The 18,721-nt window shown below is 41.9% G+C and carries 17 protein-coding genes; 4 read left to right on the top strand and 13 right to left on the bottom strand.

Annotation, left to right across the window (positions count from 1 at the left end; all coding sequences use genetic code 11):
• Positions 1-175: 175 nt before the first annotated feature.
• From ACR0QN_RS11935 to ACR0QN_RS11920, 4 genes are read right to left on the bottom strand one after another with little or no spacing between them, the layout of a single operon-like run.
• On the bottom strand, positions 176-769 hold the full coding sequence (locus tag ACR0QN_RS11935) for a hypothetical protein (protein WP_432651435.1): 594 nt from the start codon (positions 767-769) through the stop codon (positions 176-178).
• A gap of 12 nt (positions 770-781) precedes the next feature.
• On the bottom strand, positions 782-1,609 hold the full coding sequence (locus ACR0QN_RS11930; RefSeq protein WP_432651434.1) for a hypothetical protein: 828 nt from the start codon (positions 1,607-1,609) through the stop codon (positions 782-784).
• Positions 1,610-1,628: 19 nt separating this feature from the next.
• Positions 1,629-2,480 (bottom strand): ATP-binding cassette domain-containing protein, encoded by an 852-nt coding sequence (locus ACR0QN_RS11925; protein WP_432651433.1) that lies wholly within the window; start codon positions 2,478-2,480, stop codon positions 1,629-1,631.
• Positions 2,477-2,848: a GntR family transcriptional regulator gene (locus tag ACR0QN_RS11920; RefSeq protein ID WP_432651432.1), complete on the bottom strand. Its 372-nt coding sequence runs from the start codon at positions 2,846-2,848 to the stop codon at positions 2,477-2,479. The genes ACR0QN_RS11925 and ACR0QN_RS11920 overlap by 4 nt, the downstream gene beginning before the upstream one ends.
• Positions 2,849-3,245: 397 nt before the next feature.
• Between ACR0QN_RS11920 and ACR0QN_RS11915 the strand changes: the two genes are divergently transcribed.
• Together ACR0QN_RS11915 and ACR0QN_RS11910 are read left to right on the top strand one after the other, a co-directional pair.
• Entirely contained in the window at positions 3,246-4,274 is a 1,029-nt protein-coding gene (locus ACR0QN_RS11915) for a 3-deoxy-7-phosphoheptulonate synthase (RefSeq protein ID WP_432651437.1), read from the top strand.
• Positions 4,275-4,492: 218 nt separating this feature from the next.
• The gene (locus tag ACR0QN_RS11910) at positions 4,493-6,160 is read left to right on the top strand and encodes a putative bifunctional diguanylate cyclase/phosphodiesterase (protein WP_432651431.1); all 1,668 of its coding nucleotides are present in this window, start codon (positions 4,493-4,495) and stop codon (positions 6,158-6,160) included.
• A 174-nt stretch (positions 6,161-6,334) separates the two neighbouring features.
• On the opposite strand, the gene ACR0QN_RS11905 is transcribed toward ACR0QN_RS11910, so the two are convergent.
• The 6 genes from ACR0QN_RS11905 to ACR0QN_RS11880 form a co-directional block, all read right to left on the bottom strand.
• On the bottom strand, positions 6,335-7,876 hold the full coding sequence (locus ACR0QN_RS11905; RefSeq protein WP_432651430.1) for a BCCT family transporter: 1,542 nt from the start codon (positions 7,874-7,876) through the stop codon (positions 6,335-6,337).
• On the bottom strand, positions 7,860-8,594 hold the full coding sequence (locus ACR0QN_RS11900) for a sugar phosphate nucleotidyltransferase (RefSeq protein ID WP_432651429.1): 735 nt from the start codon (positions 8,592-8,594) through the stop codon (positions 7,860-7,862). The genes ACR0QN_RS11905 and ACR0QN_RS11900 overlap by 17 nt, the downstream gene beginning before the upstream one ends.
• The gene (locus ACR0QN_RS11895; protein ID WP_432651428.1) at positions 8,570-10,345 is read right to left on the bottom strand and encodes a phosphotransferase; all 1,776 of its coding nucleotides are present in this window, start codon (positions 10,343-10,345) and stop codon (positions 8,570-8,572) included. The genes ACR0QN_RS11900 and ACR0QN_RS11895 overlap by 25 nt, the downstream gene beginning before the upstream one ends.
• Positions 10,346-10,426: 81 nt before the next feature.
• Entirely contained in the window at positions 10,427-10,690 is a 264-nt protein-coding gene (locus tag ACR0QN_RS11890) for a hypothetical protein (RefSeq protein ID WP_432651427.1), read from the bottom strand.
• Positions 10,680-12,581 carry a membrane protein insertase YidC gene (gene yidC / locus ACR0QN_RS11885; protein WP_432651426.1) on the bottom strand — a complete coding sequence of 634 codons (1,902 nt, stop codon included), beginning with the start codon at positions 12,579-12,581 and terminating at the stop codon, positions 10,680-10,682. Before yidC ends, ACR0QN_RS11890 begins: the two co-directional genes overlap by 11 nt.
• A gap of 47 nt (positions 12,582-12,628) precedes the next feature.
• A complete protein-coding gene (locus ACR0QN_RS11880; protein ID WP_432651425.1) occupies positions 12,629-13,723 on the bottom strand; it encodes a hypothetical protein in 1,095 nt (364 codons plus the stop codon).
• Between the two features lie 1,367 nt (positions 13,724-15,090).
• On the opposite strand from ACR0QN_RS11880, the gene ACR0QN_RS11875 reads away from it, so the two are divergent.
• The gene (locus ACR0QN_RS11875) at positions 15,091-15,975 is read left to right on the top strand and encodes an AraC family transcriptional regulator (protein ID WP_432651424.1); all 885 of its coding nucleotides are present in this window, start codon (positions 15,091-15,093) and stop codon (positions 15,973-15,975) included.
• 3 nt (positions 15,976-15,978) lie between these two features.
• On the top strand, positions 15,979-16,428 hold the full coding sequence (locus ACR0QN_RS11870) for a flavodoxin family protein (protein WP_432651423.1): 450 nt from the start codon (positions 15,979-15,981) through the stop codon (positions 16,426-16,428).
• Positions 16,429-16,781: 353 nt separating this feature from the next.
• On the opposite strand, the gene ACR0QN_RS11865 is transcribed toward ACR0QN_RS11870, so the two are convergent.
• From ACR0QN_RS11865 to ACR0QN_RS11855, 3 genes are all read right to left on the bottom strand, one after another.
• Positions 16,782-17,723 carry an adenosine deaminase family protein gene (locus tag ACR0QN_RS11865; RefSeq protein WP_432651422.1) on the bottom strand — a complete coding sequence of 314 codons (942 nt, stop codon included), beginning with the start codon at positions 17,721-17,723 and terminating at the stop codon, positions 16,782-16,784.
• A gap of 183 nt (positions 17,724-17,906) precedes the next feature.
• Positions 17,907-18,473: an IS630 family transposase gene (locus ACR0QN_RS11860; protein ID WP_432651436.1), complete on the bottom strand. Its 567-nt coding sequence runs from the start codon at positions 18,471-18,473 to the stop codon at positions 17,907-17,909.
• A partial coding sequence (locus ACR0QN_RS11855; RefSeq protein WP_432651421.1) for a helix-turn-helix domain-containing protein occupies positions 18,458-18,721 on the bottom strand: 264 nt, incomplete at its 5' end. The genes ACR0QN_RS11860 and ACR0QN_RS11855, both read right to left, overlap by 16 nt.

The raw sequence follows: 18,721 nt of genomic DNA, 5'->3' as shown, positions 1-18,721 counted from the left end.
ATTTCGCCCTCTGCGGAGGGCGACCAAAGGGCGCCGCCCTTTGGAAACCTGCAAGCCTTTGGAAAAGGCTTGAGCGAAACTTTTAGTGTTATGTTTATTTGTGCAACTTTTTTCATTTCTCCACTTTATCGACAAGCTGAAACGGCTGAACCTGGAAAGTTCAGCCGTTTTTCTTTTATAATTCCACTTCTATTCTAAACACCTTATCATTGTTCAGCACAACGGTCATAAATTCTTCTCCGCTTTCGCTGTCATTGTAGCTGTAAATTTTCTGTATATCTCCGTTTTCAGTTATCAGATCAGGCTCTCCGAAGGCTTTTATCACATCGTCTGCTGATGAATCATCCTTAATGCCGTTTAAGGAATAATGCTCATTGTAAAATATAATTTCTGTCATAGGATCGTCAGCGGTGAGCTGAGATATATCCTTGCCGAATTTGACCTGAGCATAGATAGTTCCAAGCAAGACAGCGTTTGAATCGGAAGCGTCCTCAAGGAAGTATGCTCTGTCATTTTCTTCCTCACCGCTGTACATAATATCGGTCAGACTTACTCCCGCCCCCAGACTTCTGAGCGTAAGCGGATATTCAAGCTGAATATCTTCGATATAGGACACACTCATAAGCTCCTCCGCCGTCCAGCCGTTCTCAGGGGGAGCGACAGTCTTTTGCTGCTCCTCGGGGACGGTGTCTCTGACTGGTGGTATCTCTGCGCAGGCTGTAAGGCAGGCGGCAGCAAGGAGCAGAGGGATAAGCTTTTGTATTTTCATATAACCCACCCCTTAATCTCCTCTGATAGGCGCAGGCTTAACGTTTGCACGGCGTACAAACAGCCACGCTATTACTCCGCATACGGCGGCAAAGATAAACATCATAAACGCTCCCTGAACGAAGTTTCCCGCCTGACTGCCGTTTACGTGAGCCATTCCGAAAAGTCTGCCTAAGCTATAAGTGAATTCGACCAGTATCTCATCAAGATCAATACCACGCTTCTCAAGCATTATATTAGTGAAGGGATATCCGAAAAATAAAATTACCATAAGTATTATCGAAAAGATCACATTGCCCTTTCTCGGCAGCTTATAATAAATTGATGAGAAAGCCATTCCCACAGCGGCACACAGAAAAATAAAAAATGTACACATTAGGAAATATCTTATTCTGACGAGAAATGCATTTTCGCCGTAGAACATAAAAAATCTTTTTTCTCCGTAAAATATTTCAAGAAGGAAACAGTCGGTGTCTCCGCCGCATATGAGGTTCACAAGCGGTGAAATTACCGAAACGAGCGCAGAGCATATTGCAGAACTTGTGAAAAATGACGCCATTGCTGCAATAAGAGTGGTAGTTCGGGAGGTTCCGTTGGCGGCTCCTGTATTCATAAATTCAGGTATGTAGATACATCCGTAAATAAAAAGTATGAATGCTGCAAAAAGGTCAAGGCAGGGTGTTCCTGCGTCCTCAAAAGTAAATTTTCCGTCGATGGAGTAATTTATAAGCCCTGTCATCAGAAGCATTCCCGCAACAGCCGTAATGATAGAAGTAATAGCCGTTACAATTATTCTGCGCAGCTGATATTTATATGATGAAATAAAGCTTTGCATTGACATTTATATTACCGTCCTTTCATTATGAATTTGTGAGATGGATAAAGAGTGACTGGAGACTGAGAGGCTGTACCTCAAGCTCGGGCGGGATATCAGTTCCGAAGCGGTCGCCCTTTATATATACAGTTTTAAGACCACCGAGAATTTCTTCACTCATTACGTCCTTGTCCTTGGCATACTCGTCTACAAGGCTTGCTCTGCCCGACACGCTGTAGCCCATTGTGCGGATAGTTTCCGAGTCCTCGTCAAGGAGAAGCCTGCCGTCCTTGATGACAACAGCTCTTTCTATCATTCCTGCAGCTTCTTCGATAAGATGTGTGGATATCACAAATGTTGCAGGGCGGGCGTTGTATTTTTCAATTGCCTGCCTGTAGAACATATCTCTGTGATTTGCGTCAAGTCCCAGGACAGGCTCATCAAAAAATACCACCTGAGCGTTGCAGGCAAGTGCGTTTATTATCTTTGCAATGGATCGGTAGCCTGTGGACAGCTTCTGGAGCTTTGCTTTTGTGTTAAGCTTATATTCCTCGCAAAGCGTCAAGGCATACTCCATATCATACTCGGGATAAAAGCAGGCTGCTGCTTTGAACATATCTTTTACCTTGAGCGCAGGGGCATAGAGAAGATGCTCGCTCATCATATGGAGCTTGCTGAGAGCTTTGTCGTTTTCACGGTTCGGAACGCCGTCTATGAGTATCTCGCCGCTGTCCGCAAAGATACGGTTGTTTATGATGTTCATAAGAGTGGATTTTCCTGCGCCGTTTCTGCCAAGAAGTCCGTAGATACAGTTTTCCTGAAAAGTAAGGCTTACGTCGCTCAGAGCCTGATTTTTACCGAAGCTTTTGGAAACATTCTTTATCTCGATAACGCTCACTTGTCATCACAGCCTTTCTCTATCATATCAACGATCTTCTTTTTGGTGATGTTCAGCTTTTCTGCCTCGCTGAGAAGTGATTTGACAAATTTCTCAAAAAATTCCTGCTTTCTTTCGCTGCGGAGCTTTTCCTCAGCGCCTTTGCTTACAAACATACCCAGTCCCCTTTTCTTGTAGATTATACCCTTGTCAACTAAAATGTTTACTCCCTTCAGCGCAGTTGCGGGATTTATTTTGTACTGCGCCGATATGTCGGTGGTGGAGGGTATCTGCGTCTCCTCGGGAAATGTTCCCGAAAGGATATTTTCCTCTATCCACTCCGCCATCTGCACGTAGATCGGCTTTTCTCCGTCCAGGTTCAGATACATTCTGGCACCTCCTTAGGTAGTCGGTTAATTACTTGTGTAACTAACTATAACACCGCAGCGGTTTATTGTCAATAGAAATTCAAAATATTTGACTTTATGCACAAAATTATATCCAAATCATTGTTGATATATAACAGCAAAAATGAACTATTATTTATAAATGATCCGGATAAAATTGTAATGACAGAGATAAAATGCACGGACAAATAAAATATTTTGGCAAATCATCGGGAATTATTGCGATTTTTCCTTGACAAACGCATTTTTATATGATATAATGTCAAAGTGGATATATCGTACTTTAAAGCAGTAAATTATTTCTGCGGTAGATATACATAAATTTATGTCCGTTCCCCAATGAGAACGGAAAATATAAAGGAGTTTGTTTTTTGTTATGATGAATATGGATTTCGTCAGAAAGCTGCCCATTCCTCAGGATATAAAGGCGCAGTTCCCCATTCCCGATGATGTAAAGAAGATAAAGGCGGAACGTGACGCAGAGATAGCCGATGTGTTTACGGGAAAGTCGGATAAGTTCCTGCTTATCATCGGTCCCTGCTCTGCTGACAGAGAGGACAGCGTTCTCGATTACGTTAACCGCCTTGCCAAGGTCCAGGATAAGGTCAAGGACAAGATAATCATTATCCCCAGAATTTACACCAACAAGCCCCGTACCACAGGTCAGGGCTACAAGGGTATGGTACATCAGCCCGACCCCACCAAGTCCGAGGATATGCTTGAGGGTCTTATCGCCATCAGAAAGCTCCACACAAGAGCTCTTACCGAAACAGGTCTTGCCTGCGCCGATGAAATGCTTTACCCCGAAAATCACAGATATCTTTCGGATATCCTTTCCTATGTTGCAATAGGCGCACGCTCTGTTGAAGACCAGCAGCACCGCCTTACCGCCAGCGGTCTTATGATACCTGTGGGTATGAAGAACCCCACCAGCGGCGATTATTCCGTTATGCTCAACTCCATCATTGCCGCTCAGTCCCAGCACACCTTCCTCTACAGAGGCTGGGAAGCACGCAGCAAGGGCAATCCCCTTACCCACGCAATCCTCAGAGGCTATGTGGACAAGCACGGCAACTCTCACCCCAATTACCACTACGAGGATCTTGTCCGCCTTTACGATATGTACAGCGCAAAGAACCTTGAAAATATGGCTGTTATCATTGACGCTAACCACGCTAACTCCGGCAAGCAGTACCTCGAGCAGATAAGAATATGCAACGAAGTTCTTCACAGCTGCCGCCACAACAACGATATCAGAAGCATTGTCAAGGGCTTTATGATCGAAAGCTACATCGAGGACGGCTGCCAGAAGGTGGAAGAAGGCACCTATGGCAAGTCCATTACAGACCCATGCCTCGGCTGGGAAAAATCTGAGAAGCTTATTTACGATATTGCCGATCAGCTTTGATATTATGATTTGAACATTACAGTTTGCCCTGTCTGCTTTATGGTCGGACAGGGCTTTTCTTTTGGTTTTATGTAAACGTTTAATGATATATCTTGACTAATATGTGCGTTTATATTTGTGGAAAATATAGAAAGTTGTATATATTATACAACTTTACTTGAAAAGCGATATAGAATATGTTATAATTAACATAGAATTATATTGCAGGCGGTGATAAAATGAACGTCGTGAATGAAAGCGGGAAGTATATGGACGCCATAAAAAATATTTTCAAAAATGACGTGGAGACCGCACATTTCCTTTGGAAATGCAAAGAGAACAAGGTCATATATATGGGCGGCAAGCACATTATCGGCGATGATGCAGAGCACCCTTATGAATATATCCGGCAGAACAGTCTGATAGACCCCGAATATCTGTCTGTGTTCGATGTTTTCTGTGCCGGCGTGGAAGAGGGCATCTCCTCGGGAATAAAGCACGGCGAGCTTCCTCTGGACGTTAAAATGCGCTTTAACTCACAAGAGGACTTCCGCTTCTGTCATATGTACAACCTGTTCCTCAGAGACGATGAGGGCAGGATAACAGACGTTCTTGTCAATATCCGTCCCTTTACGCAAAAGGAAGAATTCGACAGGCAGATCGTTGAGTGTTTTTCCTTGGATAAAAATCCTGCCATATACGGAAATATCATTGCTGAGCTTATAAAAAACAACCCCGATAAAAATATTGCTTTTATCCAGTTCGACGTTGAACGGTTCAAGCTTATAAACCAAACCTACGGAACCGAAATGGGCGACGAGCTGATAAGATTTTTCAATGACTCTATGCACGTTATCTGCACCGCAGATCAGCCCTTCTGCCGCCTTACAGCAGATGTTTTTATGGTTGTCATCTGCTTTAAGGAAAAACAGGAGATACTGGATTTTATCCACCGCATCGAAAGCAGACTGAGCGGATACAAGGGTATGGATTACCGCTTTATTTTCGGTGTTTCCATTGTGGACGACAGAACCAGACACGGAAGATATTACGGCGACCTTGCTGCAATGGCAAAACAGTCTATCAAAGGCAATGCGCTTAAGAATATATGCTTCTACGAAGATCGTATGATGAGTGATATCCGACACAAGCAGATAATTGAGGAGGATATGCACAAGGCTATCATAAATGACGAATTCAAAATGTATCTCCAGCCTAAATACTGCATTTCCACAGGTAAAATTATCGGCGCTGAGGCGCTGGCAAGATGGATACATCCGCAGAAAGGTCTTATCTCCCCTGCCGATTTTGTTCCCGTATTCGAGAAAAACGGTTTTATTGTCAAGCTTGACAGGATAATCTGGGAAAAGGCCTGCCGCAAGATAAGAGAATGGATAGACAAGGGCATTAAGCCTGTTCCTATTTCGGTGAACGTTTCACGTGAATATTTAAACAGCACCGAAGCCATAAAGGTGCTCAAAGAGCTTGTGGCAAAGTACGACATTCCCATTGACCTTCTGGAGCTTGAGATAACCGAGTCGGTGGATTCCGAAGGAGTGGAAAGCATTGTCAAACAGTTTAAGGATAACGGTTTTACAATGCTTATGGACGATTTCGGTTCGGGTTATTCATCACTCAATATGCTCAAAACCACTCAGTTTGACGTGCTGAAGATAGACCGTGGTTTCCTTTCCGAGTTTATGGAGTCGGACAGAGGCCGTAAGATAATTTCCCACACCATTTCAATGTCGAGAGATATCGGGCTTGACATAATCGCCGAGGGCGTTGAAACGGGCGATCAGGCTAAATTCCTGTATGACTGCGGCTGCGACGCCGCTCAGGGCTTTTACTATTCAAAGCCTGTTCCCTGCGATGTGTTTGACAGCATTTTTACAAAAATCAATTAAAAAAACTAAAGCAAGTCCGTGGAAAGCAAAACTCTTTTCACGGACTTGCTGATTTTTTATACGTTTCAGAACTCAAAAACAACTTGTCATCTCACCGGCACATCAAAAATCTTTCTGCTGACATTGATCTTTGTGAAAAAGAAAAATGTTAATGCACAAAGCGAATATACTGTTTTATTTTTGAGAGTTCCCCGCATCGTCTTTATCGCCCTCAAGATATTTTTTGGCATCTTTGAAAAAGCTTATGATTATTATGAGCATTACAATACTCAAAGGGAATGCGGCTATAATACTTACAGACTGAAGATTATTCATAGAGCTGTCAGAAAATATCAGCGATATGGGAAGGATTATCAGAAGAATACACCACATAAACTGAACAGATCTATGAGGCTGTTCATTGTAACCCAGTTTTTTATAGCTGTAACAGGACGCCGTCAGGGCAATTGAGTCAAAGGACGTTGCATAAAAAGCTATCATAGTGATAAGCATAGCCGCCATTACAAGCTCGGGACAGGGAAGCGTCTTAATTATTTTTATGATAATGCTGTATGCGTCTCCGTCAGCAATGTACATACTTACAAAATCCTCCGCACCCGATGTCTGAAGCCCCATAGAATAATTTCCGAAAACAGAAAAGCTGAGCATTGTTGAGCCGGCGCCGAAAACATATCCTCCGATAATAGTCTGACGTATGGTCCTTCCCTGTGATATGCTTCCGATAAAGAATGGAGCCGCAACACACCATACCATCCAGTATGCCCAGAAATATATTGTCCAGTTCTGCGGAAAGGAAGTTGTTCTGTTCGGGTCCGTATAGGTTGCAAGCCCTATAAAGTTCTGCATCATTCTTCCGAAGGATTCTACTGCCGTATCAACTATATAGCCTGCATTTCCGCCCAAAACAAATACATATGCCATCAGCAAAAAAAATGCTCCGATACATATTTTTGCAAGAGCGCTTATGCCTTTAAATCCGTGAAGCAGCGAATATGTATATACTATGCAGGTGATGACCAGAATAATAATTGTAACCGTATTTCTGCTGACGTTTATATGAAAAAGATCCTCAACTATACACGACATAAGCGGAGTGGCAATTGTAAATGTAGTTGCGGTTCCCGATATCAGCGCAAATACTGCTGTAAGGTCAATAATTCGTCCTATTATGCCGTCCGTTCTTTTCCCCAGCAGTGCACGGCACGCTTCCGAATACTTCTGCCGCTCCCTTTTTCTTATATGCAGCATAAATCCGAAAGCTGCAGCAAGAACAAGGTAAAATGCCCAGGGAATAAAGCTCCAATGAAACAGCGGAAATACTCCTGCCCATTCCTGTATGCTTCCAAGCTCGGCAATGTGCGGTTCGGCTGCATACATTACCCATTCGCAGAAGGAATAAAACAGTATGTCTGCCGCAAGACCGCAGGTAAACATCATACTTCCCCAGGTGAAAAAAGAATACTTAGGTTTTTCGTCGGGTTCTCCAAGAACGATATCTCCGTATTTGGAAAAAGAAATGACAAGTGAAATAATAAAAAAGCCGAGTCCGACCACCAGATAAAATGTACCGAATGTATCTCCGAGAATAAACCGTATTCTGCTAAGAACATTATTTGATCGTTCGGGGATAAAGAAAAACAATATGCTTAGCGCTGATATTACCGCAAGAGGCACGAATGTAATAATACGATCTATTTTCTTATTCTCTGTTTTCATTTGAATACCCTCCCAAAAATTTAGAATAGCCTGCGTCAGCAGCGGCAAGTTCCTTCAGATCGTCTATCTCGACAATATCTCCTGCCTGCATTTCTCTTATACCGAGGCTGAACTCCCCGGGATAACAGAACATAGGAATATCGTCCCAATATATCTGTGTATTTTTATTTTGAATAAACTCTTTTTCAAGCAGTATACCGAGTTTTTTTCCGTCAGCTTCATTCCATCTTGAAACGCTGTACAGCTGCCAGCCGTGACTTCCTCCGTTTCTGCTGCAGGACTGTACTATTCCGTCCTTTACGGTCATAAGCCATTCATCTGTATGAGCGTCTGTCCATACTGCATTATACCCTGAGCGCTCAAATTCAGGAGACAGGACTTTATGGTCATAAATAAGCTGATCTCCGTCAAGGATAATGGAATTCGGTATATGCTCCCTTACCGCATAAAGAGATGAGATATTATTGCAGGTCTCATAAAACGGATTTTCGATCAGCCGCACACCGTATTCGCTTTCAAGGCTGACAAACTGCTCCCCCAGATATCCCACAACTACGTAAATTTCATTTATCCCATTCTTATGCAGAGCGTTTATGACCGTATCTATCATACGTACTCCGCCGACGCTCACAAGAGGCTTCGGTACATCAAGGGTCACGGGCTGCAGCCTCTTTCCCATACCTGCTGCCATTATTATTGCTCTCCGGGCTCTGAACATTTACCGTCTCTCCTTTCAATTAGCTCTGACGATATTTTGTAATATTCCTTCGCATAGCGATACTGACGCAGAAAATATTCTCCGAATTCCACACCCAGCTGCTGCTTGTATTCACACCAGTTGCTCCACAAAAGTCCGCAGGCGGAAATGTAGCAGTATATCTTTAAGCGTATCTCATCGGGACAGGAGCCTTCAAAGTAAATATCAATAAGCTGGTCGGTCTGCTCTTTGTCATAATACGAATATATGCAGAACATAGCTATATCGACGTGGGGGTCGTGCATTGCCGCATATTCCCAATCTATCATACGCACCCCATCAGCAGTCATAAGGAAATTATCAGGCACAGCGTCGATATGAGACAGCACCTTTTTTTCTGTATGTGCCTCTATATAGGGTCTGAGACTGAAAACATTCTTTTTTGTAACGGCATAGTCTTTAAATACTAACGAAGTCCCGTCCCATAAGCTTTCGTAAAAATCTATCTGCCTGAATATATTAAATTCGTGCGGTACTGTAAGTCCCATATTGTGAAATTCCCGAAGCTTTGCCATACATTTTTTCAGGTCTTCGGTGTCTAAGGGGTCGCATACTCTTGAATTATTTATATATTCGGTTATCTTATAACCGCTTTTCGCATTGATATATACCACATTGTCGCATATCCCCTTTCCCGAAAGAGTGCGGTAGACCTCCGCCTCCTCAGTACGGCTGATAAGCTTTTCCGTCCCTTTTCCGGGAATACGCATTATATATTTCTTATTACCGGCGCTGAACAGGAAAGAACGGTTTGTCATACCCTTTTTCAGCACTTCAAGATCGGTTATCATATTGCGGGGGACCGAAAGTCCCTCACATATTGCCTGAATAACGTCAGATTTCAGCTGATTTGAATCGCAGTCAAGCTCCCTGAGCTGCTCAAAGGTGTTTATTTCCACAGCGTCGCCGTCAGGTATGACCCTTGCCCCGATGATCATTTTTCCGTTTTCAAAAAGCGCCTCTTCCCAGAATACGTTATTATATTTACTGCTGCCTGCCATTTCACTTATACGGCTTTTTAATACCGCTGAATCGCCGGCGGAAATATATGCAATGCCTATTGCAGTATTACCCTTTTCACCATTTTTTGTCAGAACAGCTTCCTTTTTTCTGTTTACTCTGATAAAGCTTTCGCTGTCCGAACGGTCGCTCACCATATACCACGAATACAGTTCGCATTTTCGGAAGGGATTGTCTTTAAACCATATATCACAGGGAATGATATATGTATCAGACAAATTATCCAGCACCTTATTTAACGAATGAAGATTATTCTTATGAGCATAATCGGGATTGACGACCAGCTTCACTCCGTACATATCTATAAGATACTCATACCGTTCCTTTAAAAAGCCTACAACAATAGATATATCGGTGATACCTACAAGATGAAGCTGCTTTATCAGCCTCTCGACCAGAGTTTCTCCATATACCTCCAGCAAGCCTTTTGATACCTCTGTATTGATGGGGACCATTCTCATCCCAAAACCTGCGGCAAGTATTACTGCATTTTTCGGAGAATTCTCCTTTATCTCCCTGAGTGATCTTGATGTAAGGGAAAGATCGGTATTTATATACCCTTCGGAAATAAGCGACCTGACCGAACGGTTGACCGTGCCGAGAGAATATCCGCTGATCTCTGCAAGCATACGCTGATTTATAACAGGCTCTGACGCTATGGCGTTCAAGATATCACGATCATATCTGTTCATATACACATCTCCTTTTATTTTCGTGAACAAAAGTACAAGCGACTGACTGCAGTTTTGACCTGCAGCCGGTGGAAATATCTCTTATTTATCCTTATCCTCGGAATAAACCACCACGTCTTCTTCCTTTTCTTTTTTGTCAAGGTCAATATTAAATTTTTCCTTTGCCTTTTTCTTTATTTTTGAAACTACAACGCCGATGACTGCGCCTAATGCCACAACTGCACCCGCTGCGATCTGGATAATGTATGTTGTCGCAGTTACATCAATATATGCATATGCCCTTATGGTCAGCATTTCGCTGAAAAGGATAAATGCAGCTAAAAAAACCGGTATCTTATTTTTCATTATTATCAACTCCATTTTTTACTAATCTTGAAAGGATATATTTTCCGCCTGTTTCGCTGCTGTGCATAAAGCCGAACAGGATCCTGTCACGAAGCCTGCGGATATCGTCGCTGCTTATGCAGTTATGGTTGATAAGCATATCGGCAGCTCGGAAAACTTCATCCGGATCCTTTCCCGAGACCTCGATCCCCACCTTGCTTCTGATGGAAATATCTATAGGCTCAATGTCAATAGCTTTATAGTCGGGATTTATTACCTTCATAGGCGTATTTATAAGAAGAACAGGCCGCAGCGATGAGAAAGCATATTCCATATAAATATTTGACCAGTCCGATACAACAAGCGCAGCCTTGTATATGACCTCATTGGAAGCAAAGCTGCTTTCGGTGGATACCAGTTCATCGGAGCTGTATCTGCTGACAATGCGGCTCCATTTTTCGGGATAACGCCTGACATACTGAGGATGGGGTCTTATTATGACCCTTGCACATCTTTTCAGCCCTTCAACGACCGTCTCCAGGCAGCTGTCAAGGATATTATCCTTCTGATGAGACGGGGCAAGGAGAATGAACTTGTCCGTATCATCGCAGTTTTCCCTGCTTTTCCATTCATTGTAGCTTTCGGTCAGATCTTCGAGAAGTCCGTATCCGTACTTTACAAGATTTTTTTCGGGAAGTCCGTAATATTTCTCGGTCGCTCTCACCTCTTCGCATATATGCTCTCCGGCGCAGAATATGGTATCAAAATGATCAAGAGCCCCCTTTCGGAGCGTAAGGTTATCGCTCGACATACCGTGATCTATGTAAATGTATTCAATGTCCTTTTTCACATAGCTTCTTTTAATGTGATAATTCTCAAGATCGGGCATCGTCATTACTACTATCTGAGCGTCCATTTTCAAAAAGAGGGATATCAGCTTGTTTTCACCGATAAAGTAAGGGATTATCTGCTTGTTATTTTCGGCAATGCTGAAAATAATATCATCGGGGTCTCCCGTGATGTAATGTATCTTGACGTTTGAATGAGTTGTCAGCCATTCGATCAGCCTTCTGAAGTATTTGTAAAACCCGCTGCTCTCGGAATAAAAAACGAGATGTTTGTTTTCAACGGAAAAAAACCTCTTATAATCTGCTCTTTGCCGCTTTTTCATTTCGGGAGTAAGCTTTGCTCCGTGATTTTTCAGTTCTTCAAGCCTTTTTCTGCTTTTATCAAGAGCTTCATAATCGACATATTTTTTCGGGTCAATGATCGCATTCAGAAGATACGTCTGCGCTATACCGAAAATATTGCCGAATATCCAGTAAGCGGCAACTCCTGCCTTGACAAAAAAGCCCAGATATAATGAAAGCAGCACCGAAAAGGCTGTCATTCCGTATTTGTTCAATTTTCCCTGCTCAGCCTGCAATACCTGCGATCTGTTCTGGACAATGCACATAAGAAGTGATGACAGCGCTGCTGCAACGGGAAAGAATATATACATTCCTCCGTGTTCACAGGGAACAAGAGAATGATCTATGCCGAAGGATACCATCTGAGCCTCGGATATCCCCGAATATGAGGGATCCTTCACGACCTCTATCACGCCCATAAGAAGCACAAGCTGGATAATAAGCGGGATAAGACTGATAAATGGGCTGTACTTTTCACGTTTGTACAGCTTTAAGGTCTCATCGTTTATTTTGTCATTGTCTCCGTAATAATCGCATTTCAGATTATTTATTTCGGGTGTCAGCCTGACCATTTTGATGCTGTTTTTCTGAACGATAATGTTAACAGGCAGAAGTATCGCCTTTGTTATCAGCGTAAAAACAACTATTGTGAGTAAATAATCATTTATACACGAGTAACAGAAACCAAGCAGTTTTCCAAGAAGAAAAGCCAGCAGTTCCATAAATTATCTCCTTACAAATTTATTCAGTTCATTATCTTCATATACGGTCATTTTATATTCCCGCTGATATACTCTCCTGTGGAATCAAAATATCTCCTTTCATTATCGTCTGAAGTAAGCTCAAAAACAGTTTTCTTTTCCGGCTGTCCGCCCGCAAGGCAGACCAATGTCGGGAAAACATCGTCATAAGATACTCTGACATCTGAGATATTCAGTTCATCGTGTGTTTCGCCTGCCCTTTTTATCATAAGCAGCGGATATTTTCCGCTGTCGTGATTTTTGATGCCGTGATCTGCAAGAATAACGATATCCGAATTATCATATACGCCTGTTTTTTTCAGCATTTCAATATAAGCCGAAAGGATCTTGTTGACCGCTATAGCCTGTTCTTCACCCGAAACCGACCAGTCAGGCGCTCTCTCGAGATCTCTTGTGATATTTCTCGGGTCGTGGAGACCGTAAATGTAATAAAACTTGAACTGCTTTTCTTCACAAACAGTTCCCGTATCGGGAATAGAATTATAGAACGTAAGATCATCAGGATAATATGACTCTGCCGCACTCATCAGCTCTGATATCTCTGAATTTGTCATATAAAACAGCGGCTTCAATATCTCAGGGCTGTATTTATACCCCACAAGCTTATATATGCACATATCCATTCTCAGCAGATCACGGAAATTTATATCATATTCCTGAAAATTATCGGCATACTGCGATGAGATATTTTGCGGAAGAACGTCATTATTTGTAATAAAGAACTCAACGTTATAATCGTTTGACTGAAGGCTGTCAAAAAATCTGGTCGGATATTCCTCATCGCCAAGGTATCTGCCTGAAAATATATGATCTATTGCGGCGCTTGAATATCCATACATTCCTACAGTATCTTTATAGTATGTAAAATCTTTAAGTGACCCAGCGCTTTCAGGCTCCTCCTCAAGAGAACTGTCAAAGCAGAAAGAATCATACTCATCAGCAAGGATAACAATAAAATTATGATCCGAAGAAAAGTTGTACTTATTTTCCTGAGAGTGTACAAAAGGCGTGGTCTGATTTACCAGAGCATCATTTAGTATGCCCGTGTCGTCATTGGCTGTGATGCTATAAACCGTTGCCACCATTGCAGTAATTTCCATCACACAAATCAGAAGCGTCAGAAATCCTATCATCTTGAGGTAAAGATCGTTAAAATACCTATAAAAAAGATAGGGCACACAAATGCATACTGCCCATATCAACAGATCTATAATACAGAAACCGACATTTAATGATATTTTGCTGCCGTCAAGAACTCCTGATGACATATGCAGATAATTACCCTGTACATAAAGTGCCAGCGAAAGCCCTGTCAGAATATTCATTGCAAGGATATGAGCCTTACCTTTGAGCCTGCTGAGAATAAGGAAAAATACGGCTGAAGATATCAGGCATATAACTGCCGCAGGTATAATGACGCAGCTGCTTGAAATAGTCATATCTCTGATATTGGTCAGATAAATATCAACGGGTCCGAAAAAGAACAGATTAAACGAAAACAACAGAGCTGCTTCAAATGCAGCAATATTTTTTAAGTCAGCCGGCTGATTAGTGCTGTTATAGTCAACTGTCTGATTATCCGATTTTGACATACAGATCTCCCTAAATAAAATGTTTTAGTCCAAGAGTTTATAATTTATATCATTTTTATTTTATCACTTTTCATATTATCTTGTCAATAATAAATTTGATAAAATTACAAAAGTCACAGATACCTCGGAATAAAAACAATAGAGCATTGCCAGATCTATTCTCCGTCAGGCAGGGCTTCTGTACCGGATAATACTTGCAAACTCGGACCGTTTTGCCGCCCTAATACACGGCGGCTTAGGCATAATGCTTTTTTCCTGCACAGTTTCTTCTGCGAAAGGCTGATAAAGCACTCGGGATATGATGTTATTCTCTGCTGTTTAAAGCATATTGTGCAATATGATCTTTTTTACCTACTTGACAAATCAAAATATAGGCAGTATACTGCTCATATAGGTAATATACTGCTTATTATGGAGAATATACCAACTTGTTGACAAGGGATTTTTAGTGGTGGTCACGAACAAGAACGATAAGCGTGCAATACGTCTTATCAAGGCCGAAAAAGCAAACAATATACGCACTAAAGAAGGATATGATCAGCAATTTATCTTTAAACTTTTTGATCGTCTAACCGAAGAAGAGACCGCCGCTTATTGTTCTGCGCTTGCAAAGCTATGCGAGAGGCTTAACGAGTTGAAGCAGTATTATGCACAATGACGGCGACTTTAATGATATCTGACTTTTTCATCCTCATATTTCCCCAGGATATAAAGATGATGGATTTAATGAGCCATATGGCGATGATATAAAGTTAAATAAATTGACATCTGTCCGCAATGAAAGTCAGGACAATAACAGCAAATTCTGATATAATGATCATCAGAACAGCGAAAAATCATCTTATCGCTGTTCCAAGCAGCACGGAGGAATTGGAAAAATGGACTGGATCTATGGAATACAAAAGGCGCTGGATTATCTGGAAACGCATCTGACAGATGAAATAGATTATGAAGCTGCAGCGAAAGAAGCTTATTCGTCCTCGTTTCATTTTCAGAGAGTTTTCAGCATTTTGTGCGGATATACGCTCGGAGATTATATTCGTATGCGCCGATTGACTCTTGCGGCGGAAGATCTTATCCGGACAGATAAAAAGGTGATAGACATTGCCCTCAAATACGGATATAACACGCCCGAAAGCTTTTGCCGAGCTTTTTCTGCGTTCCACGGCATTACTCCCACTCAGGCAAGGCACGGAGGAAATGTCCGATCTTTTTCAAGACTTTCCGTGAAACTTATCTTATCGGGAGGAAATACAATGGATTACAGGATCGAAAAGGAAGAAGCGTTCAAGGTGATATGCAGACGAAAGCAGATCACAAAGCCTCAGGGCGATGTAGCAACAGAAGCTATCTCGGCATTCTGGAATGAGTGCACTAATGACGGAAGTATCGAAAAGCTTTGCCGTTATATACCTGAGGTCCGTGGAATACAGGGACTTCTGGGGATATGCTTTTCAAAGGATATGGCGGATTCGGGCTTTCCTTATGGAATAGGTGCGGAGTATAACGGCACGCCGACAGATAACGACAAATTTGAGATAATTGAAATACCCGCTTATACATATGCTGTTTTTAAATGCAAAGGGCCTATGCCCGATGCATTTACAAAGACTTATCAGAGTATCTGCACCGAATTTTTCCCTCAGAGCAGCTATGAATATGGCTTCGGAGTGGAACTTGAGGTATATCCGTCCGCAAATGTCACCGATCCCGATTATTCCTGTGAGGTATGGATCGCAGTAAAAGAAAAGGAAGAGGGATAACATATGGACGTACTTGTAATAAACAGCTCGCCATATTTGGAAAACAGCACAACGCTGAAACTGACAAAAAAATTTCTTGAGGGAATGAATGAAACTGCGGAAATAGTTAATACTGCAGAACTGAACGCCGCCCCCTGCCGTGCCTGCTATGCCTGCTGGACAAAAACGGGTGGGAAATGCGTTCAGAAAGATAAAGCGTCAGAAGTACTCGAAAAAATGCGGAACGCCGAACTGCTTATATGGTCTGTACCGCTTTATTGTTATTCTGCGCCGTCCCACTGCAAAGCACTTATGGACAGAACGCTCTGCTTTAATTCTCCGGAAATATATGTGGACAAAAATGGTCTGTCTCATCATTACGGATATGAAGATGGTTCAAAAAAGCGGTTCTTATCTCAAGCGGAGGGCTGCCCGATGTGGAAGGAAATTTCGACGGGCTTTTGTTTCAGCTGAGGCATATGTTTGGCGAAAACACCGCAGCTGTCCTATGTGCGGAATCAGCTTTATTTTTATCGCCCGAAACGGAAAATCTGACATATCCGTATCTTGAAGCTGTAAAAAAAGCAGGCGGGGAATATAAGACAAGCGGTAAAATATCTGCCCAAACTCAGAAAATACTTAATTCTCCGATGATACCCAAAGAACTGTACATTCAAAACAGCAACGCTGCGTTCGCAGGTTGTAATGCCTGATTTTTTCCAACTTATACAAATTCCACATCGTTCTATAGACGAGTGACGTGATTATAGCCGTCGTATCTGTCTATAGGATGGTGTGGAATTTGCATTAACTAAATATTTATTCGTTTATCTTGGTTCTAATCCGCTGCGTCGGATACTGTCAAGCTCTTCTGCCGATAAACAGCCTGCCTCATACAGACGCAAATACTCTTTTGATACATCCGAATCAAAAATCAAGATATCATCCGAGTTGATCGTGACATCAACACCGCTCCTATATAGCCGTCCTATCGGATGATCTGACATAGACTGCACTCTCCCGAGCATCACATTGCTGGTCGGAGTGATATTAAGGCGTATATGATTGTCTGCCAAAAAGCGGACGACACTTTCATCATTTATTTCAGCAATTCCGTGCTGTACCTCATCAAGCTCCAGCTCTTCAACGGCTCTTCTTACATCTTCGGCAGTTCCCCACTCGCCGATATGCGCCTTTAGCCGCAGCCCTTCGCTTTTTGCCCTGCGATAGATGCCTTTGAAATTCTCAATCGGCTGGGCAAGCTCGTCTCCGTACAGATCAATGGAATAAAAGGCTTTGTTTCCCCAAAAATGCGATAAACATTCCTCCAGATAACCGATAGAACAATGTCTTAATAAACCGATCTGAAGCCGCAACTTAGTTTCCGGAGAGATCTCTCTTTGCGCTTCAGTAAATGCTTCGATCAGTTCATCAATATTATTGTTAAAATATTCCTGAAGTCCCCAGACGTCCTCGCCTATCTCAAGCAAAGTGACACCGTCTTCTTTCGCCTGTTCAAAGGCAGCTCTTATCAACGTCTTTCTCATTTCCGTTCCTTCAAATTTTTCACCGATATTGACCCTGTTCCATTCGTGCATTTCGTTCATAGATTTAAGCGGACTTCTGACAGGCTCAATTTTTACACCGGTGAACTGATGCAAATATTGTCTGCTTCCCCCCAATACAAAATGATTATGCAGGTCTGCCTTTGGACACGACTTTATTTTTTCAATATTTCTTTCCTTCAAAGCAGCTATAAAATCTTCCATTTTTCGTTACCCCTCCTCTGTATATTTTTGAGATTTATATCATTAAATACTTTTATGATCTTCAAACAATGACAACAAACAAAATACTTCTAATTTATCTTGTTCAAGATATTTTTTAGCATTTTGTTGCTTGCAGAAATAGCATATTTGTATTTTTTTCATAGCATTAATACTAAACACCATTTAAAAACAGGATAAAATCCAATCTCTTCCTGTAATGCTTTTAATAGTTTCTTTAGACAATGAGCAGATAGTATCACAAAGTCTGTCAACAACTTTTTGAAGTGTTTGAAACACTTCATTTTTAAAACCACGTTTTCTGATCTCTTTCCATATCTGCTCAATTGGATTCATTTCCGGTGTATATGGCGGAATAAAAATAAGTTCAATATTTTCGGGTATTTTTAACGAACCCGATTTATGCCACGCAGCTCCGTCACACGCCAATATGATTTTATCTCTTGGAAATGTATTAGATAACTCTTCCAAAAACACATTCATACTTTCAGTATTGCAATGTGGAATAACAACAAAACAGCTTTCACCTGTAAGCGGTTCAACTGCGCCATATACATATCTATATTCTCTTATATGATGGCAAGGGACAGATGGTCTTGTACCCTTTTTACACCAACAATATTTAGGCTTGTTTATTCTGCCAAAACCTGCTTCGTCCTGAAACATAAGACGGACACTCTTGTATTTATCACGGTTTAAATCGCTAAAGTCACTCTCTACTGTTGCTTTAATTTTTTTGAGGCTTCTATTGCCTCATCGCTTGCTTTCTGTGGGTGTTTGCTTCTTGGCATTACTTTGCGCCATCCGTGACGCTCTAACATTCGATAAATCTGACTTCCTCCAATGGAATGTCCAACTTTTTCGATGTATGCAGCTTTCAATTCATTAAGATCTACGATTTGACCTGCTTCGGCTTGTTTGGTGTATGCTGAAAGAAATTCTTTTTCTTCTTCGAAACTAAGATTTCTATGCATTCCTAT

The organism is Huintestinicola sp. (genome assembly GCF_050874005.1).
GTDB lineage: Bacteria > Bacillota > Clostridia > Oscillospirales > Ruminococcaceae > Huintestinicola.
The sequence above is the reverse complement of the archived record's forward strand: the minus strand, read 5'-3'. Positions and strand labels throughout refer to the sequence as shown.